General features: G+C 62.8%; 20 protein-coding genes and 1 tRNA gene. 15 read left to right on the plus strand and 6 right to left on the minus strand.

Annotation, left to right across the window (positions count from 1 at the left end; all coding sequences use genetic code 11):
- Positions 1–68: 68 nt before the first annotated feature.
- Positions 69–923 (minus strand): peptidylprolyl isomerase, encoded by an 855-nt coding sequence (locus tag NGR_RS24500; protein ID WP_012709178.1) that lies wholly within the window; start codon positions 921–923, stop codon positions 69–71.
- A gap of 248 nt (positions 924–1,171) precedes the next feature.
- Here NGR_RS24500 and secA point away from each other — a divergent pair, with 248 nt between their 5' ends.
- The 3 genes from secA to NGR_RS24515 all read left to right on the plus strand — a co-directional run bounded on the left by secA (position 1,172) and on the right by NGR_RS24515 (position 6,714).
- Positions 1,172–3,877, plus strand: a complete 2,706-nt coding sequence (secA, locus tag NGR_RS24505) for a preprotein translocase subunit SecA (protein WP_012709179.1) — start codon at positions 1,172–1,174, stop codon at positions 3,875–3,877.
- A 171-nt stretch (positions 3,878–4,048) separates the two neighbouring features.
- A complete protein-coding gene (locus NGR_RS24510) occupies positions 4,049–5,443 on the plus strand; it encodes a lipopolysaccharide biosynthesis protein (RefSeq protein ID WP_193377887.1) in 1,395 nt (464 codons plus the stop codon).
- Positions 5,440–6,714 carry a GNAT family N-acetyltransferase gene (locus NGR_RS24515; RefSeq protein ID WP_012709181.1) on the plus strand — a complete coding sequence of 425 codons (1,275 nt, stop codon included), beginning with the start codon at positions 5,440–5,442 and terminating at the stop codon, positions 6,712–6,714. Before NGR_RS24510 ends, NGR_RS24515 begins: the two co-directional genes overlap by 4 nt.
- Positions 6,715–6,723: 9 nt before the next feature.
- On the opposite strand, the gene NGR_RS24520 is transcribed toward NGR_RS24515, so the two are convergent.
- Positions 6,724–8,373, minus strand: coding sequence for an AMP-binding protein (locus tag NGR_RS24520; protein WP_012709182.1), 1,650 nt, complete (start codon positions 8,371–8,373; stop codon positions 6,724–6,726).
- Positions 8,374–8,774: 401 nt separating this feature from the next.
- Between NGR_RS24520 and NGR_RS24525 the strand changes: the two genes are divergently transcribed.
- From NGR_RS24525 to NGR_RS24545, 5 genes are all read left to right on the plus strand, one after another.
- Entirely contained in the window at positions 8,775–9,446 is a 672-nt protein-coding gene (locus NGR_RS24525; RefSeq protein WP_012709183.1) for a CBS domain-containing protein, read from the plus strand.
- Between the two features lie 66 nt (positions 9,447–9,512).
- On the plus strand, positions 9,513–10,541 hold the full coding sequence (gene adhP / locus NGR_RS24530; protein ID WP_012709184.1) for an alcohol dehydrogenase AdhP: 1,029 nt from the start codon (positions 9,513–9,515) through the stop codon (positions 10,539–10,541).
- A 65-nt stretch (positions 10,542–10,606) separates the two neighbouring features.
- Positions 10,607–14,479: a GH36-type glycosyl hydrolase domain-containing protein gene (locus tag NGR_RS24535; protein ID WP_012709185.1), complete on the plus strand. Its 3,873-nt coding sequence runs from the start codon at positions 10,607–10,609 to the stop codon at positions 14,477–14,479.
- 2 nt (positions 14,480–14,481) lie between these two features.
- Complete coding sequence (locus NGR_RS24540; protein ID WP_164924470.1) at positions 14,482–14,625, plus strand: hypothetical protein; 144 nt, start codon at positions 14,482–14,484, stop codon at positions 14,623–14,625.
- A 52-nt stretch (positions 14,626–14,677) separates the two neighbouring features.
- Positions 14,678–17,026, plus strand: a complete 2,349-nt coding sequence (locus NGR_RS24545; protein WP_012709186.1) for an ethanolamine ammonia-lyase — start codon at positions 14,678–14,680, stop codon at positions 17,024–17,026.
- Between the two features lie 172 nt (positions 17,027–17,198).
- Here the strand turns inward: NGR_RS24545 and NGR_RS24550 are convergent.
- Positions 17,199–17,284, minus strand: a tRNA-Leu gene (locus NGR_RS24550).
- 210 nt (positions 17,285–17,494) lie between these two features.
- On the opposite strand from NGR_RS24550, the gene NGR_RS24555 reads away from it, so the two are divergent.
- Positions 17,495–18,004 carry a disulfide bond formation protein B gene (locus tag NGR_RS24555; RefSeq protein WP_164924672.1) on the plus strand — a complete coding sequence of 170 codons (510 nt, stop codon included), beginning with the start codon at positions 17,495–17,497 and terminating at the stop codon, positions 18,002–18,004.
- A 93-nt stretch (positions 18,005–18,097) separates the two neighbouring features.
- On the opposite strand, the gene NGR_RS24560 is transcribed toward NGR_RS24555, so the two are convergent.
- Together NGR_RS24560 and NGR_RS24565 are read right to left on the minus strand one after the other, a co-directional pair.
- On the minus strand, positions 18,098–18,655 hold the full coding sequence (locus NGR_RS24560) for an HNH endonuclease (RefSeq protein WP_012709188.1): 558 nt from the start codon (positions 18,653–18,655) through the stop codon (positions 18,098–18,100).
- Between the two features lie 106 nt (positions 18,656–18,761).
- Positions 18,762–19,409, minus strand: a complete 648-nt coding sequence (locus NGR_RS24565; protein WP_012709189.1) for a DNA-3-methyladenine glycosylase family protein — start codon at positions 19,407–19,409, stop codon at positions 18,762–18,764.
- A 156-nt stretch (positions 19,410–19,565) separates the two neighbouring features.
- Here NGR_RS24565 and gluQRS point away from each other — a divergent pair, with 156 nt between their 5' ends.
- On the plus strand, positions 19,566–20,462 hold the full coding sequence (gene gluQRS, locus NGR_RS24570; RefSeq protein ID WP_164924673.1) for a tRNA glutamyl-Q(34) synthetase GluQRS: 897 nt from the start codon (positions 19,566–19,568) through the stop codon (positions 20,460–20,462).
- A 7-nt stretch (positions 20,463–20,469) separates the two neighbouring features.
- Here the strand turns inward: gluQRS and NGR_RS24575 are convergent, their stop codons facing one another.
- Positions 20,470–21,357, minus strand: coding sequence for a YihY/virulence factor BrkB family protein (locus NGR_RS24575; protein ID WP_012709191.1), 888 nt, complete (start codon positions 21,355–21,357; stop codon positions 20,470–20,472).
- A 154-nt stretch (positions 21,358–21,511) separates the two neighbouring features.
- On the opposite strand from NGR_RS24575, the gene NGR_RS24580 reads away from it, so the two are divergent.
- The 5 genes from NGR_RS24580 to NGR_RS24600 all read left to right on the plus strand — a co-directional run bounded on the left by NGR_RS24580 (position 21,512) and on the right by NGR_RS24600 (position 25,083).
- Entirely contained in the window at positions 21,512–22,345 is an 834-nt protein-coding gene (locus NGR_RS24580) for an SDR family oxidoreductase (RefSeq protein ID WP_012709192.1), read from the plus strand.
- A gap of 78 nt (positions 22,346–22,423) precedes the next feature.
- A complete protein-coding gene (locus NGR_RS24585; RefSeq protein ID WP_012709193.1) occupies positions 22,424–22,627 on the plus strand; it encodes a twin transmembrane helix small protein in 204 nt (67 codons plus the stop codon).
- Positions 22,628–22,645: 18 nt separating this feature from the next.
- Complete coding sequence (locus NGR_RS24590) at positions 22,646–23,224, plus strand: cob(I)yrinic acid a,c-diamide adenosyltransferase (protein WP_012709194.1); 579 nt, start codon at positions 22,646–22,648, stop codon at positions 23,222–23,224.
- Between the two features lie 31 nt (positions 23,225–23,255).
- Positions 23,256–24,047, plus strand: coding sequence for a rhomboid family intramembrane serine protease (locus tag NGR_RS24595; RefSeq protein WP_164924471.1), 792 nt, complete (start codon positions 23,256–23,258; stop codon positions 24,045–24,047).
- A gap of 286 nt (positions 24,048–24,333) precedes the next feature.
- Entirely contained in the window at positions 24,334–25,083 is a 750-nt protein-coding gene (locus NGR_RS24600; protein ID WP_012709196.1) for an electron transfer flavoprotein subunit beta/FixA family protein, read from the plus strand.
- Positions 25,084–25,108 lie beyond the last annotated feature (25 nt).

A 25,108-nucleotide genomic window follows, 5' to 3' on the forward strand; every position in this document is an offset into this window, starting at 1 on the left:
CCCGATCGTCGTTCTTCAATGAGCGGGAGGCGGCGGCGAACGCCTCCGTTCCGCTCTGGCGCCCGAGCCTATTGGGCCGCGCGCGCCTTGCCGGCCTCGTCATAGGCCTTCTTCAGCGCCGGATCGGAAATCTCGACGCCGGTCGCCTTTTTCGCGGTATCGAGCAGCGCAAGGTACTTGTCGCGCATGATCAGCTGACGAACCTGAGGCTCGACCTGCTCGAGCGGCGGCGGTGCCTGCGGGCGCTTGTCTTCGACCAGGATCACATGGAAGCCGAACTGGGACTTGACCGGCGTCTTTGTATAGGTGCCCTTCTCGAGCGCGAAAGCGGCCGTCTCGAATTCCGGTACCATCCGGCCCTTGGTGAAGTAGCCGAGATCGCCGCCATCGTCCTTGTTCGGGTCGGTGGACTTGGCCTTGGCGAGTTCGACGAAGCTCTTGCCGGCGTCCAGTTCCTTGATGATCGCCTTCGCCTCGTCCTCGGTCTTGACGAGGATGTGACGCGCCTTCACCTCTTCCTGGGCGGGAATGGCGGCGATTTCCTTGTCGTAGCGTGCCTTTACCTCTTCCTTCGTCACCGCATCGACGACGTGCTTCTTGAAGAAGGCATTGTGAAGTTCACGCTCGGTGAGAAACGCGACGCGCTGCTTGAAGACCGCGTCGTTCTGCAGCCCTTCCTTCTCGGCATCCTTGACGAGCAGCTTGACGTCGATGACGGCGGAAAGGGCAGCGGCGCGCTTCTGTTCCTCGGGCATCCGCTGGAGTTGCGGATCGAGGCTGGTAATCGCGAGATCAAGCTCCGACTGGCGGATTTCCTGATCGCCGACCTTGGCCACGACCGGATCGGTCCCTTCGGCACGGACGACGCCTGCGGCCATCATCGCGACCAGTGCCGCAGCCGCCAGGGTCTTGTATCTAGACATGTTTCTTACCTTTCACCATTGGCCGCCAGCGCATTGCCTCAGGCCCTTCGAGCGGGCTGCACAACACCAGAATGTGGCGGTTCTGTAGCCGTCCGGCCGCGCAAGTGCGTTGACATAATCCGACCCCCCTCTTATCTGTCACGCAACCTCGCGTCCAGAACAGTTTCCGGGCGTTTCACGGCGTCAGACGGTTTTTCGAGCCGGAACCTGAAACCCCCAGGGCGATAAATAAGGAAAGGACCATTCGGATGGTCAGTCTCGGCGGCCTTGCCCGCAAGTTGTTTGGTTCCGCCAACGATCGCCGCGTCCGCGGCTACCAGGGTCGGGTGGATGCGATCAACGCTCTCGAAGCCGAAATGAAGGCGCTGAGCGACGAAGCGCTGGCTGCCAAGACGGTAGAGTTTCGCCAGCAGCTCGCGGAAGGCAAGACCCTCGACGACCTTCTCGTACCGGCTTTTGCCGTCGTGCGCGAGGCCGCGCGCCGCGTCCTCGGCCTCAGGCCCTTCGATGTCCAGCTCATCGGCGGCATGATCCTGCACGAGCGCTCGATCTCCGAAATGAAGACCGGCGAAGGCAAGACGCTCGTCGCCACCCTGCCCGTCTACCTCAACGCGCTCGCCGGCAAGGGCGTGCATGTCGTCACCGTCAACGACTATCTCGCCCAGCGCGACGCCGGGATGATGGGACGGATTTATGGCTTCCTCGGCCTGACCACCGGCGTCATCGTCCACGGTCTGACCGACGAGCAACGCCGCGACGCCTATGCCTGCGACGTCACTTACGCGACCAACAACGAACTCGGCTTCGACTATCTGCGCGACAACATGAAGTACGAACGCGCCCAGATGGTGCAGCGTGGTCACTTCTTCGCGATCGTCGACGAGGTGGACTCGATCCTGGTCGACGAGGCGCGCACGCCGCTGATCATCTCCGGCCCGCTCGACGACCGCTCCGACCTCTACAACACCATCAACGATTTCATTCCGCTGCTGTCGCCGGAAGACTACGAAATCGATGAAAAGCAGCGTTCGGCCAATTTCTCGGAGGAAGGCACCGAGAAGCTCGAGAATCTGCTGCGCCAGGCCGGGCTCCTGAAGGGCGAGTCGCTCTACGACATCGAGAATGTCGCGATCGTCCACCACGTCAACAACGCGCTGAAGGCCCACAAGCTCTTCACGCGCGACAAGGACTATATCGTGCGCAACGACGAGATCGTCATCATCGACGAGTTCACCGGCCGCATGATGCCGGGGCGCCGTTATTCCGAGGGCCAGCACCAGGCGCTGGAAGCGAAGGAGAAGGTGCAGATCCAGCCCGAGAACCAGACGCTCGCCTCGGTAACCTTCCAGAACTATTTCCGCATGTACGAGAAGCTTGCCGGCATGACCGGTACGGCGGCGACGGAAGCCGAGGAATTCGGCAATATCTACGGCCTCGAAGTGGTCGAAGTCCCGACCAACCTGCCGATCAAGCGCGCCGACGAGGACGACGAGGTCTATCGCACCGCGGGCGAGAAGTACAAGGCGATCATCGACGAGATCAAGGCGGCCCACGAGCGCGGCCAGCCGATGCTCGTCGGCACCACCTCGATCGAGAAATCCGAGTTGCTCGCCGACATGCTGAAGAAGAGCGGCTTCTCGAAGTTCCAGGTTCTCAACGCCCGTTACCACGAGCAGGAAGCATTTATCGTCGCCCAGGCCGGCGTGCCGGGCGCCGTGACGATCGCCACCAACATGGCCGGTCGCGGCACCGACATCCAGCTCGGCGGCAATCCGGACATGCGCATCCAGCAGGAACTGGCCGAGGTCGAGCCCGGCCCGGAGCGCGAGGCCCGCGAAAAGGCGATCCGCGAAGAAGTGCAGAAGCTCAAGGAGAAGGCGCTCGACGCCGGCGGTCTCTACGTTCTGGCGACCGAACGGCACGAAAGCCGCCGCATCGACAACCAGCTGCGCGGCCGGTCCGGCCGCCAGGGCGATCCGGGCCGTTCGAAATTCTTCCTGTCGATACAGGACGACCTGATGCGCATCTTCGGCTCCGACCGCATGGACGGCATGCTGCAGAAGCTCGGCCTCAAGGAGGGCGAGGCGATCGTCCACCCGTGGATCAACAAGGCGCTCGAACGCGCCCAGAAGAAGGTCGAGGCCCGCAACTTCGACATCCGCAAGAACCTGTTGAAATATGACGACGTCCTCAACGACCAGCGCAAGGTCATCTTCGAGCAGCGTCTCGAACTGATGGACGCGGAAAGCGTCAGCGATACCGTCGCCGACATGCGCAACGAAGTGATCGAGGACATCGTCTCCAAGCGCATCCCCGAGCGCGCCTATGCCGAGCAATGGGACGTGACGGGCCTCAAGGCCGACGTCCAGCAATATTTCAACCTTGACCTTCCGGTCCCCGATTGGGCCGCCGAGGAAGGGATCGCCGAGGACGACATCCTGGAGCGCGTCACCGCCGCCGTCGACGCGGCTGCCGCCGAGCGCGCCGAGCGCTTCGGACCGGAGATCATGCAGTATGTCGAGCGCTCGGTCGTGCTGCAGACGCTCGATCACCTCTGGCGCGAGCACATCGTCAACCTCGACCATCTCCGCTCCGTGATCGGCTTCCGCGGCTATGCCCAGCGCGATCCGCTGCAGGAATACAAGTCCGAAGCCTTCGAGCTCTTCCAGGCCCTGCTCGTCAACCTGAGACAGGCCGTATCGGCACAGTTGATGCGCGTCGAGCTGGTGCGCGAGACGCCGCAGGAACCGCAGCCGCTGCCGCCGATGCAGGGCCATCACATCGACCCGCTGACCGGCGAGGACGATTTCGCCGAGGCGCCGCTTCTCGCCGTCGCACCGGCCGATCGCAATCCGGCCGAGCCTTCCAGCTGGGGCAAGGTGGCACGCAACGAGCCCTGCCCCTGCGGTTCGGGCAAGAAATACAAGCATTGCCACGGTATCTACGAAGCCTGACGAAATGCCGCCTCCGGGCGGCATTTCCACATCCGCGAACTGTGACGCCGTGCAGCGCCTCAGCGGCTTGCGGAACCGTTTGTTAACGCTGTTCTGGCAGAAGTGATGCCCTGTATTGCGTAATCTCAGGGTGTCTTCGTGTTGATGGCGGTATGTCAAACGGCCGGACGAATGCTGCCGTCGGCGCTGAGGCACCGCCTGTCCCCTTCGTTGCAGCGGCTTCTCACCGCTCTCACCGGCTCCGATGCCCGCAGCCGCGCCCAGCGCATGGCCGTGATCGCCTTCGTGATCCGCATCCTCAGCGCGGCAATAGCCTTCGTTTCGCAGATCTTTCTCGCGCGTCTGATGGGCGAGTTCGAATACGGCATCTTCATTTTCGTCTGGGTAATGGCGGTCCTGTTCGGCAATCTCTCCTGCCTCGGACTTCACGCGGCCGTCATCCGTTTCCTGCCGGAATACAGCAGCACTTTCGCGCTTGCGCAAATCCGCGGCCTGACGACGACGGCGCGCATCTTTGCGCTCCTTTCCGCCAGCGCCTTTGCCGCGATCGGCACAGCCGGCCTCTGGCTCTTCGGGTGGGCGATCGAAGGCTACTACCTCGTCCCGCTCTATCTCGGTCTCGTCACCCTGCCGATGATCGCGCTGGGCGACGTGATGGACGGCACGGCCCGTGCACATAGCTGGCCGGTCGCCGCAATGAGCCCGACCTTTATTGTGCGGCCCTTGCTGATCCTCGCCTTCATGGTACTGGCGACGGTCGCCGGCCTGCCGCACGACGCAACGACGGCAATGACCGCAGCGCTCGCGGCGACCTATGTGACCACGCTCGGGCAGTTCGCGGCGATGGTCTGGCGACTGGACCGGCACTACGTTCGTGGCCCGATGAAGATCGATCTCGGGCGCTGGCTGCGCGTCGCCATTCCCGTATTCCTCGTCGACGGGTTCGGCTTCCTGCTGACCAATTCCGACGTCGTGATCGTCGGCCTCTATCTGAAGCCCGACGAGGTGGCGATCTATTTTGCCGCGGCGAAGACCATGGCGCTCGTCCATTTCGTCATGTTCGCGGTCAAGGCAGCCGCCGGCCCGCGCTTTTCGGCGGCCATGGCCGCGCACGACCGGCACCAGTTGGCGGAGATCGCCATCGAAAGCGCCCGCTGGTCTTTCTGGCCGTCACTGGCGATCGGCTGCACCGTGGTGCTGGCAGGCCCGCTGCTATTGTCGCTGTTCGGCCCGGCCTTCCCTGCAGGCGCCCCCTTGATGGCGATCCTGCTCACCGGCATCCTCGCCAAGGCCTTCGTCGGCCCCGCCGAGACCCTGCTGACGATGGCCGGGCGGCAAAAGCTCTGCGTTATTCTCTATGCGGCCGCGCTCGGCGCCAATGTCGCACTGAACGTCACGCTCATTCCGCGCTTCGGCCTGACCGGAGCGGCCTCAGCGACCGCCGGCGCGATGTTCGCGGAGGCGGCGATCCTGCATGTCGCGGTCAGACACACTTTTGGTTTTACGCTCCTGGCACTTGCCGGCGCAGGGAGCGGTCATGACAAGAACGAGGCGATCAAGCCATGAGCGGCAATATCCAGTACCCGGGAGATTCGAACGGAAGGGCAAACCGCCTGCTCGGCGGATTGGCGCAACCGGGCTTCGACCCGGCTGAAGCCGAACGGACCTTGACGGTCGGACGGCCCGGTCGCCATCTCGCCATCTACTCGGCCCGTTCCGGCTACGAGCTGCAGCGAGAGCTCGATTTTCTGTCCAACCGGGCGATCGAGCCGAATGTCTTCTTCACCGGCCGCTTCCTGGCCCCTGCCATGCCGCGGCTGGAGGACCGGGTCATCCGGCTCGCCGTCATCCGCGACAACAATGAGCGCAGCAGCCGGCTGCGCTTCCTGATGCCCTTCTCGATCGAGAAGCCGGGCTTCTCGATCGGCGCGCCGATCATTCGCGGCTGGTCCAATCCCTTCGGCCCCCTGGGCGTGCCGCTTCTCGATGCGGAAGGCGCCGCCGAGACGATCAGCAACCTCTATGCAGCGCTTGCCGCTCCCTCCTCCGGCCTGCCGCAGGTGCTGGTGCTCCCGGACGTGCGCCTCAAGGGCAAGTTCGCGCAGCTTGCCCGCGCCGTGGCGATCGGCGAGAACCTGCCGCTGACGGTCACCGACACCTTCGAGCGGCCGATGCTCGAAAGCCTGCTCGACGGACCGACCTACCTGCGCCAGGCGATCAGCCGCGGCCATTTCAAGGAATTGAGACGGCAGTGGAACAATCTCGAAAAGTGCGGCGATCTCGCCTACAGCGTCGCGCGCCAGCCAGAAGAAATCCGCTGGCGCCTCGAGGAGTTCCTGGCACTCGAGGCGTCCGGCTGGAAGGGCCGCGAGCGCAGCGCCATGATCATGGACCGCTTCCGCGCCGCCTTTGCGCGGGAAGCGATCACCAATCTCGCCGAGGCCGACGGCGTCCGCATCCACACGCTCGATCTCAACGGCAAGGCGATCGCCGCGATGGTCGTCCTGATGATGGCCGGCGAGGCCTATACATGGAAGACCGCCTATAACGAGGACTACGCGAAATATTCGCCGGGCAAGCTGCTGCTGGCGGAACTCACCGAATGGCACCTCGACGACGCCAATATCGCCCGCTCCGATTCCTGCGCCGTGCCCGACCATCCGATGATCGCCCGCTTCTGGCAGGAGCGCGACGAGATGGGCACTCTGGTGATCGGCCTGCAGCAGAACCGCGACCGCGACGTACGCCAGGTCGCCGCACAGCTCCACCTCTACCGCAACACCCGCAACATGGCGCGGCTGCTGCGCGAGAAAATACGGGCGCTGGCGGGGCGCTGATCGGCGGAATCAACGCTCGCGCGCTGCCTCCGTCGCTTCAGCAGCCGCCCGTTCCCGTAGCAGCCGCCGGATCACCTTGCCCGAGGTGGTGAGCGGCAGGCTGTCGACGAACTCGATCTCGCGCGGATATTCGTGCATGGAGAGCCGGTTCTTCACCCAGCCGCGGATCGCCGCCGCGATCTCGTCGCTGGCGGCGACACCGGGCTTCAGCACCACATAGGCCTTGACGATCTCGGTGCGGATCGGATCCGGCTTGCCGATCGCCGCGGCCATCTGGACGTCCGGGTGCCCCACCAGGCAATCCTCGATCTCACCCGGGCCGATGCGGTAGCCGGACGAGGTGATGACGTCGTCATCCCGGCCGAAAAAGGTGAAGTAGCCTTCGGCATCCATCACGCCCTGGTCGCCGGTCGTCATCCAGTCGCCGATGAACTTCGCCTCGGTCGCCCTGTTGTTTCGCCAATAGCCGAGGAACATCACCGGATCGGGGCGCCTGACGGCGACTTGGCCCGTCGTCCCCGGCGGCAGCACGCGCCCCTCGCCGTCGATGATCGCCACCGCGTGGCCCGGCGCTGCCTTGCCCATCGAACCGGGCTTCAGCGCGCCGAGATCGGCGGCCGACGAGATGACGATGTTGCATTCCGTCTGGCCATAGAATTCGCTGACTTCGATGCCGAGCGCCTCTTTCGCCCATTCGAAGGTCTCGCGCCCGAGCGCCTCCCCCGCCGAGCCGATCGTCCTCAGATTGAGCCGGTAGCGGGCGCGCGGGCATTCCACTGCTTTCAAGAGCCTCAGCGCCGTCGGAGGAATGAAGGCGTTGCGCACGTCCATCTCTTCCATGATCCGGAAGGCCATGTGCGGATCGAACTTCTGGGCGGGCGAGGAAACCACCGGCACGCCGAAGTAGAGCGACGGCAGCAGCGCGTTCAAGAGGCCGCCTGCCCAGGCCCAGTCGGCCGGCGTCCACATCCGGTCGCCCGGCTGAGGCAGGAAATGATGGTGGAACTGGAAGCCCGGCAGATGGCCGAGCAGCACGCGGTGGCCGTGCAGGGCGCCCTTCGGCGGCCCGGTCGTCCCCGACGTATAGATCATCAGCGCCGGATCGTCCGGACCGGTATCGGCAGCGAGGAAGCGGCCCTCGCCCGCGGCAAGATCGCCGAATCGCACCGTCCCGGGCAGTTCCTCCTCTTCCGCCAGAACCACGAGCCGAAGCTCCGGCAGTCCGTCCCGGATCGCCGCAAGCCTTTCATAGCCGAAGCGATTGGTGACGATCGCCGTCGCCCCCGCATCCTGCAGCCGATAGCTGAGCGCCTCGACGCCGAAGAGCAGCGCCAGCGGCAGGGCGATCGCCCCGAGCTTGTAGATCGCCGCATGCGCGATCGCCACCTCGAACCCCTGCGGCAGCAGGATGGCGACACGATCCCCCGGTTTGATGCCGCGCGCGGCGAGTCCACCGGCAAAGGCCGAGGAACGGGCGGCAAAAGCTCCGTAGGTCAGCGAACGATGCGCGCCGTCCGGGCTGAAATGCTGAAGGCAGACACGCTCCGGATCCCGCGCCGCCCAATCGTCGCTGACGGCGACGCCGATATTGAACCTCTCCGGAATTCGCCAGCGGAATTCGCGATAGAGTTCCTCGTAGGTCTCGATCTTCGGTAGCATGGCCCTGCCGCGACAAAATTGCTGCAGCAGCTAACATCTCCGCCCCCTGGAATTCAATGGGGTGCGGGCGGGGCAGACGTTCAAATCATGCTCCCGGCGTTTCGGGCCCTATCAGCCCCTTGTTGCAGTGGCATGACCGGCTGTGGCCAACACCCGACATGCCCACCGTCAGCGGCTGAGCAGAATGCATTGGTGGTGGGCGGAAGCCGTTGGGTGGTGCTGAGCGACCGCTGTGTCCGGTTGCGAACGTTATCATTTCTTCGGTGACGCGAAGCATTCTTGCGGCTTGCGCCCCCCATGCCGACGCGCCCTCCCAAACCGGTTGTCGAACAGCGGCAACGGGTTTAATTTATGTTGCCTAATGACGGTACCCTGGGGGTTCATACCGGAGTTAGATCGACATGCTGGTCAAAGATGTGATGACGACGAAGGTCGTCAAACTGTCACCTGACAACAGCGTCAGACAGGCAGCCAAGCTGATGTTCGACCACCACGTAAGCGGCGTCCCTGTCGTTGACGATGGCGGACGCTTGCTCGGCGTCATCAGCGAGGGCGACCTGATTCGGCGGACGGAACTCTGCAGTGGAGCATCCGTGTTGATGGCGGACATGGCAATCGATCCCGATGACAGGGCGAACGCCTTCGTCAGGCGATGCTCGTGGCGTGTTGGCGACGTCATGACGGCCAATCCGGTGACCATCGAGGAGGAGGCGCCCCTTGCACGTGTCGCAGGGCTCATGCAGGAGCACGGCATCAAGCGCATCCCCGTAATGCGGAATGGCGAACTGGTCGGCATCGTCAGCCGCGCCGACCTGCTGCAGGCAATTTTTTCAACAAAGCCAGATGAGACAGCGGCGGGCGACGACGCCATTCGACGCAGCATCCTTGTTCGCCTCGGCGAGAACACGGGTCTGGAAGGATTGGACGTTACTGTGACGGTCACCGAGGGGATCGTGCACTTCTGGGGCCAAGTCGACACGGCCGCTCGCCGGAGAGCCGCGCGGATCGTGGCTGAGAGCGTCCACGGTGTCAGGGGCATCGTGGAGCATTTTCCGGATCCTTATACGCAATAGCGTGCTGCCGGTTCACAATTAAATCCCCTGGCCAACCCGAAACCATACGAGATGGAGGGGCATGAAATGGCACAGACAATGAAGGCGGCTGTCGTTCGACAGTTCCGCGCTCCGCTGACCATCGAGGAGATGGCGGTTCCAACTCCTGGAGCGGGGCAGATCCTCGTGAAATATGAAGCGACGGGCGTGTGTCATACCGACCTGCATGCGGCAAACGGCGATTGGCCGGTGAAGCCGAGCCCGCCCTTCATTCCAGGGCACGAGGGTGTTGGCTTCGTCTCAGCCGTGGGCGCCGGCGTGAAGAGAGTGAAGGAAGGTGACCGGGTTGGAGTGCCGTGGCTCCATACCGCTTGCGGCTATTGTCCCTATTGCCGGACCGGCTGGGAAACGCTGTGCGCTTCGCAATCGAACACCGGATACTCGGTGAACGGCACGTTCGCGGAATTCGGGCTGGCGGATCCCGAGTTCGTCGGCAGGCTTCCCGATGAATTGGAATTCGGAGCTGCCGCTCCCGTTCTCTGCGCGGGAGTGACCGTCTACAAGGGTCTGAAGGAAACGGAAGTCCGCCCCGGCGAATGGGTGGCCGTCTCGGGCGTCGGCGGTCTGGGCCACATGGCGGTGCAATATGCCAAGGCGATGGGCATGCACGTGGTCGCCGCCGACATATTCGAAGACAAGCTGGCGCTCGCCAAGCAACTTGGCGCTGACATAGCGATAAACGGCAAGGCAGAGGATGCCATTGAAAAGGTAAAGAAGGCCACGAATGGTGGCGTTCACGGCGTACTCGTGACCGCCGTCTCCCCCGCCGCCATGGAACAGGCCTTCGGCTTCATGCGGTCAAAGGGCACGATGGCCCTCGTCGGCCTGCCGCCCGGAAAGATAGCGCTGCCAGTTTTCGAAACCGTGTTGAAGCGCATCACCGTACGCGGCTCTATCGTCGGCACGCGCCAGGACCTGGAAGAATGCCTGCAGTTCGCCGCGGAAGGCAAGGTAAAGCCGCATTTCTCCTGGGAGAACCTGGAGAGCATCAACGACATCTTCCATCGCATGGAAGCGGGCAAGATCGACGGTCGCATCGTCATGCGACTGCAATAGCGTGCATCTGAGCAAGCCGGTAGCTGGCGAAGGAGCGTGCCCGCATCGATTGAGGGATCAGTCTGATGGTCCAGTCGATTTACAAATCTGAGGAAGTCAGTGCGGCGCATCCGACGGGCGCGCCTCCCGACACCGCCTTGCTTTCGAACGGTAGATACAGCGTGCTTCTTACCGAGGCTGGCTCCGGCTACGGTTCCTGGCGTGGCCTCGATGTGACGCGTTGGCGGGAGGACGGCACGCGAGATTGTTGGGGCCAGTTCTGCTACATCCGGGATATCGCGGACGACAAGGTTTGGACAATCGGCCGGCAGCCGATCTGTCGGAAGGATGCCACTTACGAGCACGGCTTCCGCGGCGATCGGGCCGAGTTTCGCTGTTCGGTCGGGGACATCGACATTTGCTGGGAGGTTTGCGTCGCAACGGACTGCGATGCCGAAGTGCGTTTGCTGCGGCTGTCGAACAAGGCAACGGCGGCGAAAGAGCTTGAGCTGACGAGCTATGCTGAAATCTGCCTCAACGGTCGACGCGCCGACGCTGCACACCCGGCCTTCGCCAAGCTCTTCGTCGAAACCTGGTTTGACGCCGAAACCACCGCATTGTTCGCCCGGCGTCGACCGCGAAGTGGCTCGGAGAAGCCGATCTGGGCGGTACACGTTTCGGCATCAAGCGAAAACGGTCGGGTCTCAATCGAGTACGACACCGACCGACACACGTTTCTTGGGCGAGGACGGACACCATCGAACCCCGGCGCATTGGCGCCTGGAAGAAGCCTGGCAGCGAGGACGGGTCCCGTGCTCGATCCCATCTTCAGCTTGCGCAGAAGAGTGGTTCTGAACCCCTCCGGAACAGAAAGTATCGCATTCGTGACCGGCGCAGCTGACAGTGAAGCCGACGTCGAAGCCATTGCAAGGCGGTTTGCAAACATCGAAGCGGCTGGCCGGGCTTTTTCGGACGCGATGGAAAGCCATGCCAGGGAACTTGCCGCCTCAAAGCTCTCCGCGAACAAGGTCGCCGTCTACAATCGGCTCGCGGGAAGCCTCGCGTTTTCCGATCCCGACTTTCGAGATGGCGGCGCTCTCGGCAGGAATAGGCTCAGCACGGAGAATTTGTGGGCGATGGGGATATCCGGAGATCTCCCCATCCTGCTGCTGCGCATCGACAGGACGGACGAAAGCTCTCTCGTCTCGGATGTCATCGACGCCCACGCATTCATCAGCAGGCGTGGGATTGTCTTCGACCTTGCTCTTCTCGACGAGAGCGGCTCAAGCGAACCAATGCAGTTGAGCGATGAGGTGAAGGCAGAAGTGGAGCAGATGCTCGGCAAGCCCGGCGGCGTTCACGTCCTGCCGGCGGCCGCCGTTCCAGGCACCTCAGCGGAGGCCATCGCGGCTGCCGCACGCGTCGTCCTTTGTTGCAGCCGAGGATCTCTTTCAGATCAGATCGAGGCGAAGCCGACCCCTTCGCTCCCGACTTTGAATCATACCGAGACGCCCCCTCGCGTTGCGCCCGGGCCAGATCGCCGAGCCGCACCGACCGACTTGCTGTTTTGGAACGGTCGAGGCGGGTTCGCTCAAGATGGGCGCGAATATGTGATCGCGACGGGCGGTGGGACGGAAACACCAATGCCTTGGTGCAACGTCATGGCAAATGGCGAATTTGGCTGCCTGACGAGCGAAAGCGGCCTTGGCTATACTTGGGCGCAGAACAGCCAGTTGAACAGGCTGACACCTTGGTCGAACGATCCGGTTTCGAATTCTCCGAGTGAGGTCATCTACTTGCGCGATGAGCAAACCGGAGAACTCTGGACGCCGACGGCTTTGCCGATTGGACAGTCTCTCGAAACCACCGTCAGTCATGGACAGGGTTACAGTCGCTATGAGAGCGCTGGCCGCTCTCTGCATCATGAAATGACGGTCCACATCCCGGCATCCGAACCGATCAAGATCATTCGCCTTGCTATCCGCAACCACGGACCGGAAGTGCGCACCCTTACCGCCACCTATTTTGTCGAGTGGGTTCTCGGTACCCAACGTGAGAACGCTTCCGCGCGGGTCCAGTGTGAATTTGATGGCGAGACCGGTGTGGTCATTGCGCGTAACCTCTGGGAAAATGCCTTCTCCGGAAAATTGGCGTTCGCTGCCTCAAGCATGCCGCCGCGGTCGTTCACCTGCGATCGGCGCGAGTTTCTCGGCAGGAACGGCTCGGTTTTCCAGCCGGTGGGACTGGGGGGCTCCGGCCTTGGCGGGAGGGTCGGCTCGCTGATCGATCCCTGCGCCGCGCTCATGGTCGAAATTTCAATCCCTCCCGCCCGAAGCACCGAGCTGGTATTCGTGCTTGGCCAGGCCGACAGTCGCGACGAGGTTCGCCGGCTCGCCCGTGAATACGCCGAGCCAGGGAGCGCCCGAAACTCGCTGGAGGTCGCCTCCCGCCAATGGGACCGGCTGCTGAGCGCAGTGACGGTTCGAACGCCCGACACCGCCTTTGACGTCATGATGAACCGCTGGTTGCTTTATCAGGTCCTGTCCTGCCGTATCTGGGCGCGAACCGGCTTCTACCAGTCGGGCGGCGCATACGGATTTCGCGACCAGCTTCAGGATGTTGCCGCCCTGGTGCATTGCGCGCCCGACGAGGCGCGCGCCCACATCCTCCGAGCCGCCGAGCGTCAGTTTACGGAGGGGGACGTTCAACACTGGTGGCATCCTCCGTCGGGCGTCGGAGTGCGGACCCGCATGACCGATGACCTCTATTTCCTGCCCTATGTCGTCGAGCATTACGTATCGGCCACAGGCGACTACGGGCTTCTGAGCGAGCAGGTTCCTTTCATTGCATCGCCAGTCCTGAATGACGATCAGGAGGAAAGCTTCGGTATTCCGCAGATCAGCGAGGAGAGCGCGACCCTCTATGAGCACTGCTGCCGCGCTCTGGATTGGGGTCTGCGTCTCGGGTGCCATGGACTTCCGCTCATGGGCACCGGCGACTGGAACGACGGCATGAACCGGGTCGGTGCGGAGGGCAAAGGCGAGAGCGTGTGGAACGGCTGGTTCTTCCTCACCGTGCTGAGATCATTTGCCACGATCGCCTCGGCAATGCGGGATGAAGAACGGGCAGCGTGGTGCCATGAGCGCGCCGAGGCGTTGCGCACGTCGTTGGAGACGCATGCCTGGGACGGTTCCTGGTATCGCCGAGCCTATTTCGATGACGGCACGCCGCTCGGCTCCTCTACAAATGACGAATGTCAGATCGACGCTATCCCGCAGGCTTGGGCGGTCATCTCGAGTGCTGCTGACAGCGAACGCGCTTCGAGCGCAATGCGGGCGGTTTGGGAACGGCTCGTTCGTCCCGAAGGCAAGCTGATCCAGCTTTTCGATCCACCCTTCGACAAGGGCGCGCTGCAACCGGGTTACATAAAGGGATATGTGCCCGGAATTCGGGAGAATGGCGGCCAGTACACCCATGCGGCCGCCTGGGTTGTGTGGGCGACTGCGTTGATCGGCGACGGAGACCGGGCGTTTCAGCTCTGGAGCATGCTCAATCCGATCAACCATGCCCTCTCCGCGGCAGACGCCGAGCGTTACATGGTCGAACCCTATGTCGTCAGCGCTGACGTCTATGGGGCATCTCCCCACACCGGCCGCGGAGGCTGGACCTGGTATACAGGATCGGCAGGCTGGCTGTATCGCGTCGGTCTCGAAGCCATACTCGGCATTCGCAGGCAAGGCGGCCGTCTCTTCGTAGAGCCGTGCATGCCTGCCCAATGGCCCGGATTCGAGGTTGATTTCCGATTTGGAGCGGCCACCTACCGCATCAAGGTGAGCAGGGATGGCGGACCTGAAGGCAGGCGCCGCTCGCTGACCATGGACGGCGAGGAACTCGCCGAGCGGAGCATTCCACTCGTGGACGACGGACAAGATCATGACGTCCACCTGGCGGTCGGCTAGCCATGTCGGAATTGCTGCCGACCGATCCCGAACTGAACCGGATGCCGATCGACAAGCACCTCGCTCGACAGCCCGATACCATCATTCGCACGTTCGCCTCGCACGAAATGGATTTGCGGGCATGGGCCATCGACTGGCGGCGGTAAGCCGTTCGGCGAAATTGCCCATGGCCCCACCTCCTGCAGAAAGGAATCGGCCATGAGCAAGCGCTTGTTCTCTCATCACCGTGACGGGCTCACCAGGAGAGATCTGCTGGTGATGGCGGGAGCGACAGCGACGCTCGCAACCTACAGCCATATTGCCAAAGGCGCCTCTGGCGGACGCCCCATCGTGATCAATGATGTGAAAGACGGCGAGGACGTCTTTGCATATGTCGGCAGGACAAAAGGGGGTTTCGATCAAACCGCTTATCAACAGGTGATCGGCGCTGCGAACGAGTTCAAGGAGGGAGATCAGGCAATCGGCGTGGGAGCCGCAGACGAGGCAAGTCGAAGAAACGCGCGCGCCCTTCTCACAAATACGAAGATCAAGGACCTCTACGAGCACCCGCTGTTCGAGGACGATCTGCAAAGACTGATATGGCAGACCACGGATCAGGCCCAGCACGAAAGGGTCAGGGACTGGTCAATGGGCCAGTTGAAGGAATTTCTTCTCACCGAATCCGAGGAAAATATCAAAGCCCTCATGAATGGCCTGACCAGCGACACGATAGGCTTCGTCCCGAAACTGATGAGCAATGAGGAACTGATCGCCGTCAGCCAGAAAGTCTTCAACGTAATGCCCGGCACCAAGATGGGCTCGAAGGGCTACATGGGGGCCCGAATCCAGCCCAATTCTCCCACAGACCACCCAGACGACATCTTCTGGCAGGTTTTCGATGCCTTCTCCTATGCAACGGGCGACATCGTCATTGGTACCAACCCGGTGGACAGCACTGTAAATAGCGTCGTCGCGGTTGAACGGGCGCTGAAGGACATCGTCGATACTTTCGAGCTTGGCGAAGTGATCCCTTGGTGCGTGCTCGCCCACATCGATGTCCAGTCCGACGTGAGCGAGAGTTTTCCGGGAACGGTCTCCACGATGTTCCAGAGCCTCGCCGGGACGGATGACTGCAACAAGATTTTCGACATTACCAACGAGAAAATCCTGAAGTACGCACGGGCGAAGGAGGGGGAGAGATATGGCCTCTACTTCGAAACCGGACAGGGTTCGGAATTCACCAACGGCGCGGCGAACGGCGTCGACATGATGGTGCTCGAGTCGCGCAAGTACGGCTTCAGCAGAGCGGTCGGCATCGAGCTCGCGAAGGTGCAGCCCAGGGGCGCATGGCTTCATGTCAACGACGTTGCCGGCTTTATCGGGCCGGAAGTCTTCAAGAGCCGGGAACAGCTGGTCCGGTGCTGTCTCGAAGATATGGTCATGGGCAAGCTCCATGGGCTTACCATCGGCCTCGATATCTGCACCACGCTGCACATGACGGTCAGCCTTGAAGACCTGGATTGGTGCCAGGACCAGATCATGCCGGCCAATCCCGCCTATCTGATTGCCCTGCCCACCAAGAACGACCCGATGTTGAGCTATCTCACCACGTCTTTCCAGGATCACGTGCGCGTGCGGGACAAGTTTGGCTTCAAGGTCAATGACGCGATGTGGGATTTCTACAAGCGGATCGGGATCGTCGGCAAGGACAACAGCTACACCGCGAATTATGGAGATCCTCTGTGGGTGTACTACCAGTACCGCCTCGCCAAGGGGGATGGACGGTCCAAGGACGCGATCTACGTCGAGGGCGGCCAGAAGATGCGGGAAGTCGAGGAAAGAGGCGTCGACCTCGCGATAGGGCACGGAGAACAAATCTGGGATCTCAATCCCACGCTTGCGGCCAAGGTGAAGGATCTCTACGACGACGCGAAGCAATCTCTCTGGGCCGAGCTCACGCCGGCGTTTGTCGCCGCCGTACCGGATGTCGTGCCTGTCCGTACCTTGTCGAAGGACCGCAACGATTACATAGCCCACCCCAGCACAGGTGAAGTGCTTAGCCCGGAAGCACTCACGGAGATCGAAAAGATAAGAGCGTCCTGGGGAGACGATATGCCCAAGGGCCAGATCGTCATTTCCGACGGTCTGAACGCCAAAGCCATCATGGACGACGGGCATCTTGCACCCTACCTCGAGGAAATGCGCCGGTTGCTTGCCGAGGCCGGTGTCCCCATGAGCGACAAGAACATCATGGTCACCAGCGGAAGGGTGCGCGCCGGCTACCGGATCGGCGAAGTGCTGTTCGAAAAGGCGGATCCAAACAGTTTCAGGGGAATTCTCCACATCATCGGCGAGCGCCCCGGAACGATGCACCACGCCTATTCGGTCTACATCACCGTTGCCAAAGGCAGGCGCTGGTCGGAGAAGGGTATCGATCACGATATCACGAAGCTTGTGAGCAACGTCGCCGATACGGCCCTGGCGCCAAAAGAAGCCGCCCGGGAAACCTTGACCATTATCAGGGAAATCGTCGGCAAAGCGGTGAGCGGCAGTCGCCGCTACGGGTAGTGATAAATTGCGCAGCAGCTAAATCTGCTTCAATCCCGAACGATTGAAGTCGCGCAAGCGGCACGGGCCCGCACTGGAAATTCCGTTCGGGATCGACGAGCCGCAGCAACGGGTCGAAAACGGTCACGAACAGGACCCACAAATTCGTACGTAAGTCGGAGAGATTGGATGTTGGTGCCCCATGCCGGGGTCGAACCAGCACTCCTTTTGGGAACTCGATTTTGAGTCGAGCGCGTCTACCAATTCCGCCAATGGGGCAAGGCTGGGTGATTTCAGCGGCTTGCGATTTACACGATCGTTTTCGGGCCGGTCAACCGGCAATTTTGTGATTTCGGCCTCGCCGATCACAAAAGCGTGCGGCCCGTCGCATCTGACGGCGATTTACAGCGGGATCGATCCTACATAAGAAGACGGCATCGAGTGAACGGGCTGCGCCACAGCGTCCACGCCGCCCGCTATGAGGTATTGATGATCGAGGCTTCCGTGGCGCAACGCCAGCAATTGCTTTTCGCCCTGCTCGTCACGCTCGGCATGGCGGCGACCGTCGGAGGCGCCCTCGGTTTCGAGCATATCGGCGGCTACATCCCCTGTGCGCTCTGCCTCTTGCAGCGCGATCCCTACTACTACGGCATTCCGCTTGGCATCCTCGCGATCGCCACAAGCGTGCTGAAGCTGCCGGCCTGGACGACCCGTGCGCTGCTCGGGATCGTCGGCGTCCTGATGCTCGTCGGCGCCGGGATCGGCGTCTATCACGCCGGGGCGGAATGGCATTTCTGGGCAGGCCCGTCGACCTGCGCGACGACCGCTGAGGGCATTTCCTCCAATGTCGGCGACCTGCTTGGCGACCTTGACGCCAAGCATGCCCCGTCCTGCACGGATGCGGCGCTGCGCATCCTCGGCCTGTCCTTCGCCGGCTGGAACGTCATCGCCAGCCTGATCCTCGCGGCGATCGCGCTGCGCGGTGCCGCCAAGGCGTAAGTTCGAAACCGCTCAGACCAGCACACCTCGCCTGGCCGAGCACAGGGGCCGGGGAGGTATATTCGCATTCTCGTGAAACAGGGCGCTGCCGCCTTACGGCTGCAGTTCGACATCCCAGTAGAGATAGTCCATCCAGCTTTCGTGCAGATGGTTCGGCGGGAAGAGCCGACCATTGTTGTGCAGGTCCTGCACGGTCGGCTGATAGGGCCTCTGGTGCGGGAACATATGGGCCTGCTTCGGCAGCTTGCTGCCCTTGCGCAGGTTGCAGGGCGAGCAGGCCGCCACGACGTTTTCCCAGGTCGTCTGGCCGCCATGGGCGCGCGGGATGACGTGGTCGAAGGTCAGATCGTCGGGCGATCGGCAATACTGGCATTCGAACTTGTCGCGCAGGAACACGTTGAACCGGGTGAAGGCCGGAAAGCGCGACGGCTGGACATAGCTTTTCAGGCAGACGACGCTCGGCAGGCGCATCGAGAAGCTTGGCGAGGAGACCGAGTGTTCGTATTCGGCAAGGATTGTCACACGGTCAAGAAAGACCGCCTTGATCGCGTCCTGCCAGGACCAGAGCGACAAGGGATAATAACTCAGCGGCCGATAGTCGGCGTTCAGCACAAGCGCCGGCAGGGCCTGAGGTGAGACTGCAATCGTCAAGCGTATTCTCCTGAGCGATTCGGCATCTGCATCTTCTATATTAGGCGCGTTGCGACAGGATTGTGAAGCCAGAAAGAAAAACCAAACAAAGGATTCGCTTTTTTCTTCAAGGCGTCACGGGAAGCGCATCACGCCGCATCTCACGTGCATAATAGGCCCAGAAGAGCCGCGCCGCGACGCTCCGCCAGGGCGACCACGAGGCAGCAAGCGAATCGACCTCGATCGCGCTCGGACGCAGTTCGAAACCGAAGGCATGACCGACCGCATTCTGCAGCGCCACGTCGCCTGATGGAAAGACGTCCGGATGGCCGGCGCAGAAGAGCAGGTACACCTCCGCCGTCCAGCGCCCGACGCCCTTGATGGCGGTCAACTCGTGGATCGCCGCCGGCGCCTCGATGTTGCAGATGCCGTCGAGATCGATTTCGCCCGCCACCGCCGCCGCCGCGACGCGCCGCAAGGTGTCGGCCTTGGCACGGGAAAGGCCGAATTGCCGGCAGTTATCGTCGTCGAGAGCGAGCACGGCGGCGGCGCTGATCTCGCCGAGCGATCCCTCCATGCGCTTCCAGATCGCCGCCGCACTCGCCTTGGAGACCATTTGCGAAACGATGATATTGGCAAGGCCGCGATAGCCCGGATCGGTGCGCCTGAGCGGCACCGGCCCGGCCCTGTCGATGACGTGTTCGAGGCGCGCGTCGAGCATCACCAGACCGGCGAGGCCGGCGTCAATGTCGTCGCTTGTCCGAATGATCCGCATGCGCCCTCCCGCTGCCTGTGTCCTTAAATAGCAGCCGATTCAAGGATAAGAAGTGCAGCGTACCAAAGTACACAGCGTCCCTTACGCGTCTGAACTGACACCCGGCGCTGTAGAAAGCGGATGACCTTCATGCCGCTTCCATGGCAAAGCAGCACGATGCCCGTTCCTTCGCCAACGCAACCCGTTTTCCGCTTTGCCCCAAGTCCAAACGGCTTGCTTCATCTCGGCCATGCCCTGTCCGCCATCATCAACCACGATATGGCGGCCGCCATGGGCGGACGGTTCCTGCTCCGGATCGAGGATATCGACCGGGCGCGTTGCCGTCCGGAATTCGAAGCGGCGATCTTCGAGGACCTCGCCTGGCTGGGACTGAGCTGGGAACAGCCGGTGCGGCGCCAATCCGATCATCTCGGTCTCTATGCTGCAGCGCTCGAGCGGTTGAGAGAGATGGGGCTTGTCTATCCTTCCGTCATGAGCCGCGGCGAGATCAAGGCGGCGGTGGCCGCCGCGGAGGCACGCGGGCAGGCATGGCCGCGCGACCCGGACGGAACGCCGCGCTATCCGGGCCGCGAGCGTGACCTGTCGGCGAGCGAGCAGGCGGCGCTTGTCGCCGGCGGCCGTCCGCACGCCTGGCGGCTCGACGTGGCGAAGGCGGTGGGCCACCTTGCCGCGCCGCTCGCCTGGTGCGAGGCCGGGGCTGACCCAGCCGGCGAAACCGGCCTGATCGCGGCGGATCCGGCCGCCTGGGGTGACGTCATCCTGTCGCGATCCGATGCGCCCTCGAGCTATCACCTTTCGGTGGTGGTCGATGACGCCCTGCAGGGTATCACGCATGTGGTGCGCGGCCGCGACCTCTACCACGCGACATCCATCCACCGCCTGCTGCAGCAGCTCCTCGACCTACCCGAGCCGGTCTACCATCATCACCGCCTCGTCCTTGGTGCGGACGGCAGGAAACTGTCGAAGAGCAACGGCGACACCGGTATTGCCGCTTTCCGCGCCGCCGGCCGCTCGCCGTCGGACCTGCGCGCCTTGGTGCTTGGCACGACATAAGTCTTCCCTATGGAGAAGGCGGTCCCTCGCCTCGCCCCTGGAAACTGCGTGCCACCATGCGCTTCACCTTGAATTTCAGGATGGCGGCATTGATCTCCGCGCCGATGATGAAGATCGCCCCGACCATGTAGAGGAAGACCAGCACGACGACGATCGAGGCGAGGCCGGCATAGGTTGCCACGTAATTGGAGAAGGTCGCCAGATAGGAGGCGAAGGCATAGGCGCCGATCGACCACAGGAGAAGCGTCAGCAGGACGCCGGGCAGCACGTCGACGATCTTGCGGTGCCCGTCCGGCAGCCACAGATGCGACACCAGAAGCCCGCCGGTCAGCATCACGAGCGCCAATGCCAGCCCCCAATTGTCGACGGTCGCGAGCACGGCGTCGAGCCACGGCAGCCATTGGTCGGCATTGCGGACGGCGAGCGGCACCGCGACCAAAAGAATACTGATGACGGCAAGGATGAGGACGCCAGCAAGCACGAAGCCGAGGCTGGCGAGCCGGGTTATGTACCAGGGGCGGCTTTCGGCCACCCTATAGGCCCTGTTCAGCGCGATCCTCAGCGCCTCGACGCCGTTCGAGGCGAAATAGGCGGCCGCAACGACGGAAAGGGTCAGCACGCCGCCGCGCTGGATGGTCAGCACCTCGACGATCTCGTCGGCGACGGGCTTGGCAATCGATTCGGGCCAGGCGTCGAAGATCAGGTGGACGGCCGTCACGGCGAACTGGTCGGCCCCGAGGAAGCTGCCGAGTGCCGTGCCGAAGATCAGGAAGGGGAAAACCGCCATCAGCGACGACAGGGCCACGTGGCTCGCCATCGCCCAGCCGTCGTCCTCGCTGAAATGCCAGAGCGCATCGAACACGACCTTCCAGATGATGCGAAGCGATGCCGGCATTCCGTCTCCTGTGGTGCCGCGCATTCCGCGTGACCGCTCGCGCGCTATGCCTGTGGCGGCGCGCCGCCACGACCAAAGGCAGTGCGCGCAATTCAATTGTATCCCAACCGTGAATATGGGAAACGGGACGCGTATTTCTACAGGAATCGACCGGATGTCCGAGCGCCCCACCATCATTGTCACCGGCTGTTCGTCCGGCATCGGCGCCTATTGCGCGCGCGCCCTGAAGAGCGACGGCTGGCGGGTCTTCGCGACCGTCCGCCGGCCGGAAGACCAGGTGGATCTCGAACAGGAAGGCATCGAAACCTTCATCATGGACTATACCCGCCCGGAGACGATCGCCGCGCTGGTGGAAGCCGTGATGGCGCTGAGCGGCGGGCGGATCGACGCACTCTTCAACAACGGCGCCTATGGCCAGGCCGGGGCGGTCGAGGACCTGCCGACCGAGGCCCTGCGGCTGCAGCTGGAAACCAATGTGATCGGCTGGCACGATCTGACGCGCCGCGTCATACCGGCGATGCGGGCCCGGGGCCGGGGCCGCATCGTGCAATGCTCGTCGATCCTCGGTCTCGTCCCCTATCGCTGGCGCGGCGCCTACAACGCCTCGAAATCGGCCCTCGAGGCCCTGTCGCTGACCTTGCGGATGGAGCTCGCCGGCAGCGGCATCGAGGTCAGCCTGATCGAGCCGGGGCCGATCAGGTCGAAGTTCACCGCCAATGCCATCGCCTATGTCGAGCGGTTCATCGATCTCAAGAATTCCGTCCACCGGGCGGAGTACGAGAAACAGTTGAAGCGCCTGCGCGGCGAGAGCAAGCCGGCCCGCGGCAAGCTCGGACCGGAGGCCGTTTATCACGTTTTGAAACACGCTTTGACGGCACGCCGGCCAAGGCCGCATTATGTCGTGACAAGGCCCGCCAAACAGGGTGTGCTGCTCAAGAAACTCCTGCCGGCGGCGCTGTTCTATCGTATCATCGGCCGACTCGGATGATCGAGCCCTGCATGTCGCCCGAAAGTGTGCAGCGGTTTCGGGACAACGACATGCACATCAAACGTAAGGAGTTACGACATGCCCAGTTTCCTGACCGCCGTGACGTTGTTCGTCATGGGCCTGGTTGCGATCGTGCTCATCCGCGGCCTGTTGAACATGGCCCGCAAGGGCAGCGGCAATACGTCCAACAAGCTGATGCAGACGCGCATCGCGCTGCAGGCGCTGGCTCTCGTGCTGATCATGCTGACGCTGTGGGTCACCGGCGGCGGCCGGCCGAGCTGAGGACCAAGCGAACTCACGATGGTCAAGCTCAACAAGATCTATACCCGGACCGGCGACAGCGGCACCACCGGCCTCGTCACCGGGCCGCGCCGCTCCAAGAGCGACCTGCGCGTCGATGCCTATGGAAGCGTCGATGAAGCGAACGCCTTCGTCGGCCTGGCGCGCCAGCATACCGGCGACAGCCCGGATCTCGATCCGATGCTGATGCGGATCCAGAACGACCTTTTCGATCTCGGCGCCGACCTCGCGACACCCGAGACCGGCGAGAAGCAGGAATACGAGCCGTTGAGGATCGTCGCGGCCCAGGTGGCACGCCTCGAGGCCGAGATCGACCGGTTGAACGCGGATCTTGAACCCCTGCGTTCCTTTGTGCTGCCCGCCGGCAGCGCCGCTTCCGCAGCGCTGCATGCCGCCCGCACCGTCGCCCGCCGCGCCGAACGGCAGATGGTGGCGCTTGCCGAAACTGAAGGCGAGACCGTCAGCCGCGAGGCGGTCGCCTATATCAACCGGCTCTCCGATTTCCTGTTCGTCGCTGCCCGATGGGCAAACGACAGGGGGCGCGCCGATGTCCTTTGGGTTCCGGGCAAGAACAGATAGAGTCGCGAAAAAATCACGCCTCGGGGATCGCATGTTCATACCGCTGCACGACAGGAACGCCCTGAAGCATATCGACATGCAATATGTGACGGTGACGCTGATCGTCATCAATTTCGCCGTCTGGCTCGTCACAGGACCGATCGCCTCCGATGAATTCGCCAATGCTGCAGTCCTCGGTTTCGGCTACATCCCGGCGGTCGTGTTCGATTACGCCATTCTCGATCCCTCCCTTGCGGTCGTTCCGGACGAGTTCACCTTCGTCACCTATTCCTTCCTGCATGGCGACTTCACGCATCTGGCGATGAACATGCTGTTCCTCTGGGTGTTCGGTGACAATGTCGAGGATGCGCTTGGGCATTTCCGGTTTCTGCTGTTCTACCTGCTGTGCGCCGCCGCCGGGGCGCTGGCGCATGGGCTGATCGACGTCGCTTCGGAGGCGCCGCTGATCGGCGCCTCCGGTGCCGTCTCCGGCGTCGTCGCCGCCTATTTCCTGCTGCACCCCAAGGTTCGAGTGTGGGTTCTCGTGCTTTTCCGCATTCCCTTGCCGCTGCCCGCTGCCATTCCGCTCGCCTTCTGGATCGGCCAGCAGTTCTACATGTTCGCCGTCGACCCCGGCGGCAGCGTCTCCTGGAGCGCCCATGTCGGCGGCATCGTCGCCGGCCTCGTGCTCGTTGTCCTATTGCGACGCCGCGGCGTGCCGCTTTTCGACCGCGCGATCGTCAGCCCACGCGCCGTCGAACATCAATCCGGGCCGCCAGAGGGCACGGATGCGCCCCTGCCGGGCAGCCAAAAGCCGCCTACCCCCTGGGGCCGTCCCACCTGAGGGCTATATGGATCATCTCGATCCGCCGGTATGCGCTGCAATTTCAACAGATTACGCGTTCCGCATGCGCCGACGTAGATTTCCCTCGACGATCCGATTGCCCGCTTGCAAGGCGTTTATCTTACGTGTACGTAAACGTTAATGCCGAACTTGGGCTTATATCGATTTAGCTTCGTGTTCAGCGATTGTAATTGGAGAAAAAACGCGTATCGATGTCGCCAACCGACAATCAGGTCGCTCTGTTAAGGCGCATTTTCCTGCGAAAGCTGCTGGAGGAAAAGTATCCATGAAAATCCTAGTGACGGTGAAAAGGGTCGTCGACTTCAACGTCAAGATCCGGGTGAAAGCGGACGGCACGGGCGTCGAGCTTGCCAACGTCAAGATGTCGATGAACCCGTTCGACGAGATCTCGGTCGAAGAGGCGCTGCGCCTGAAGGAAGCCGGCAAGGCCTCGGAAGTGGTGGTCGTGTCGATCGGACCGGCCAAGGCCGAGGAGACGCTGAGGACCGCGCTCGCCATGGGCGCCGACCGGGCGATCCTCGTCGAGACCGACGAGCAGGTCGAGCCGCTCACTGTGGCCAAGATCGTCAAGGGTGTGGCCGAGGCCGAACAGCCGGGGCTGATCATCGTCGGCAAGCAGGCGATCGACGACGACAGCAACCAGACCGGCCAGATGCTGTCGGCGCTGCTCGGCTGGGCGCAGGGCACCTTCGCCTCGAAAGTCGAGATCGGCGACGGCAAGGTCAATGTCACCCGCGAGGTCGACGGCGGCCTGCAGACGGTCGAACTGAAGCTGCCGGCCGTGGTGACCACCGACCTCAGGCTCAACGAGCCGCGCTATGCCTCGCTGCCGAACATCATGAAGGCGAAGAAGAAGCCGCTCGACAAGAAGAGCCCGGCCGACTTCGGGGTCGACACGGCGCCGCGGCTGAAAGTGTTGAAGACCGAGGAACCGTCCGGCCGCAAGGCCGGCATCAAGGTCAAGTCGGTCGCCGAGCTCGTCGAGAAGCTCAAGTCCGAAGCCGGTGTTCTCTAAAGTTTAGGAAAGGGAGACTTTCATC

The sequence above is a fragment of the Sinorhizobium fredii NGR234 genome (assembly GCF_000018545.1).
GTDB lineage: Bacteria > Pseudomonadota > Alphaproteobacteria > Rhizobiales > Rhizobiaceae > Sinorhizobium > Sinorhizobium fredii_A.

What these genes read in the sequence shown, in the direction of transcription:
- NGR_RS24500 (WP_012709178.1), bottom strand. Translation starts at nt 923, where the DNA reads ATGTCTAGATACAAGACCCTGGCGGCTGCGGCACTGGTCGCGATGATG.
- NGR_RS24525 (WP_012709183.1), top strand. Translation starts at nt 8,775, where the DNA reads ATGCTGGTCAAAGATGTGATGACGACGAAGGTCGTCAAACTGTCACCT.
- secA (WP_012709179.1), top strand. Translation starts at nt 1,172, where the DNA reads ATGGTCAGTCTCGGCGGCCTTGCCCGCAAGTTGTTTGGTTCCGCCAAC.
- NGR_RS24585 (WP_012709193.1), top strand. Translation starts at nt 22,424, where the DNA reads ATGCCCAGTTTCCTGACCGCCGTGACGTTGTTCGTCATGGGCCTGGTT.
- NGR_RS24600 (WP_012709196.1), top strand. Translation starts at nt 24,334, where the DNA reads ATGAAAATCCTAGTGACGGTGAAAAGGGTCGTCGACTTCAACGTCAAG.
- NGR_RS24580 (WP_012709192.1), top strand. Translation starts at nt 21,512, where the DNA reads ATGTCCGAGCGCCCCACCATCATTGTCACCGGCTGTTCGTCCGGCATC.
- NGR_RS24535 (WP_012709185.1), top strand. Translation starts at nt 10,607, where the DNA reads ATGGTCCAGTCGATTTACAAATCTGAGGAAGTCAGTGCGGCGCATCCG.
- gluQRS (WP_164924673.1), top strand. Translation starts at nt 19,566, where the DNA reads ATGCCCGTTCCTTCGCCAACGCAACCCGTTTTCCGCTTTGCCCCAAGT.
- NGR_RS24540 (WP_164924470.1), top strand. Translation starts at nt 14,482, where the DNA reads ATGTCGGAATTGCTGCCGACCGATCCCGAACTGAACCGGATGCCGATC.
- NGR_RS24565 (WP_012709189.1), bottom strand. Translation starts at nt 19,409, where the DNA reads ATGCGGATCATTCGGACAAGCGACGACATTGACGCCGGCCTCGCCGGT.
- NGR_RS24575 (WP_012709191.1), bottom strand. Translation starts at nt 21,357, where the DNA reads ATGCCGGCATCGCTTCGCATCATCTGGAAGGTCGTGTTCGATGCGCTC.
- NGR_RS24595 (WP_164924471.1), top strand. Translation starts at nt 23,256, where the DNA reads ATGTTCATACCGCTGCACGACAGGAACGCCCTGAAGCATATCGACATG.
- NGR_RS24555 (WP_164924672.1), top strand. Translation starts at nt 17,495, where the DNA reads ATGATCGAGGCTTCCGTGGCGCAACGCCAGCAATTGCTTTTCGCCCTG.
- NGR_RS24510 (WP_193377887.1), top strand. Translation starts at nt 4,049, where the DNA reads ATGCTGCCGTCGGCGCTGAGGCACCGCCTGTCCCCTTCGTTGCAGCGG.
- NGR_RS24545 (WP_012709186.1), top strand. Translation starts at nt 14,678, where the DNA reads ATGAGCAAGCGCTTGTTCTCTCATCACCGTGACGGGCTCACCAGGAGA.
- NGR_RS24515 (WP_012709181.1), top strand. Translation starts at nt 5,440, where the DNA reads ATGAGCGGCAATATCCAGTACCCGGGAGATTCGAACGGAAGGGCAAAC.
- adhP (WP_012709184.1), top strand. Translation starts at nt 9,513, where the DNA reads ATGGCACAGACAATGAAGGCGGCTGTCGTTCGACAGTTCCGCGCTCCG.
- NGR_RS24590 (WP_012709194.1), top strand. Translation starts at nt 22,646, where the DNA reads ATGGTCAAGCTCAACAAGATCTATACCCGGACCGGCGACAGCGGCACC.
- NGR_RS24520 (WP_012709182.1), bottom strand. Translation starts at nt 8,373, where the DNA reads ATGCTACCGAAGATCGAGACCTACGAGGAACTCTATCGCGAATTCCGC.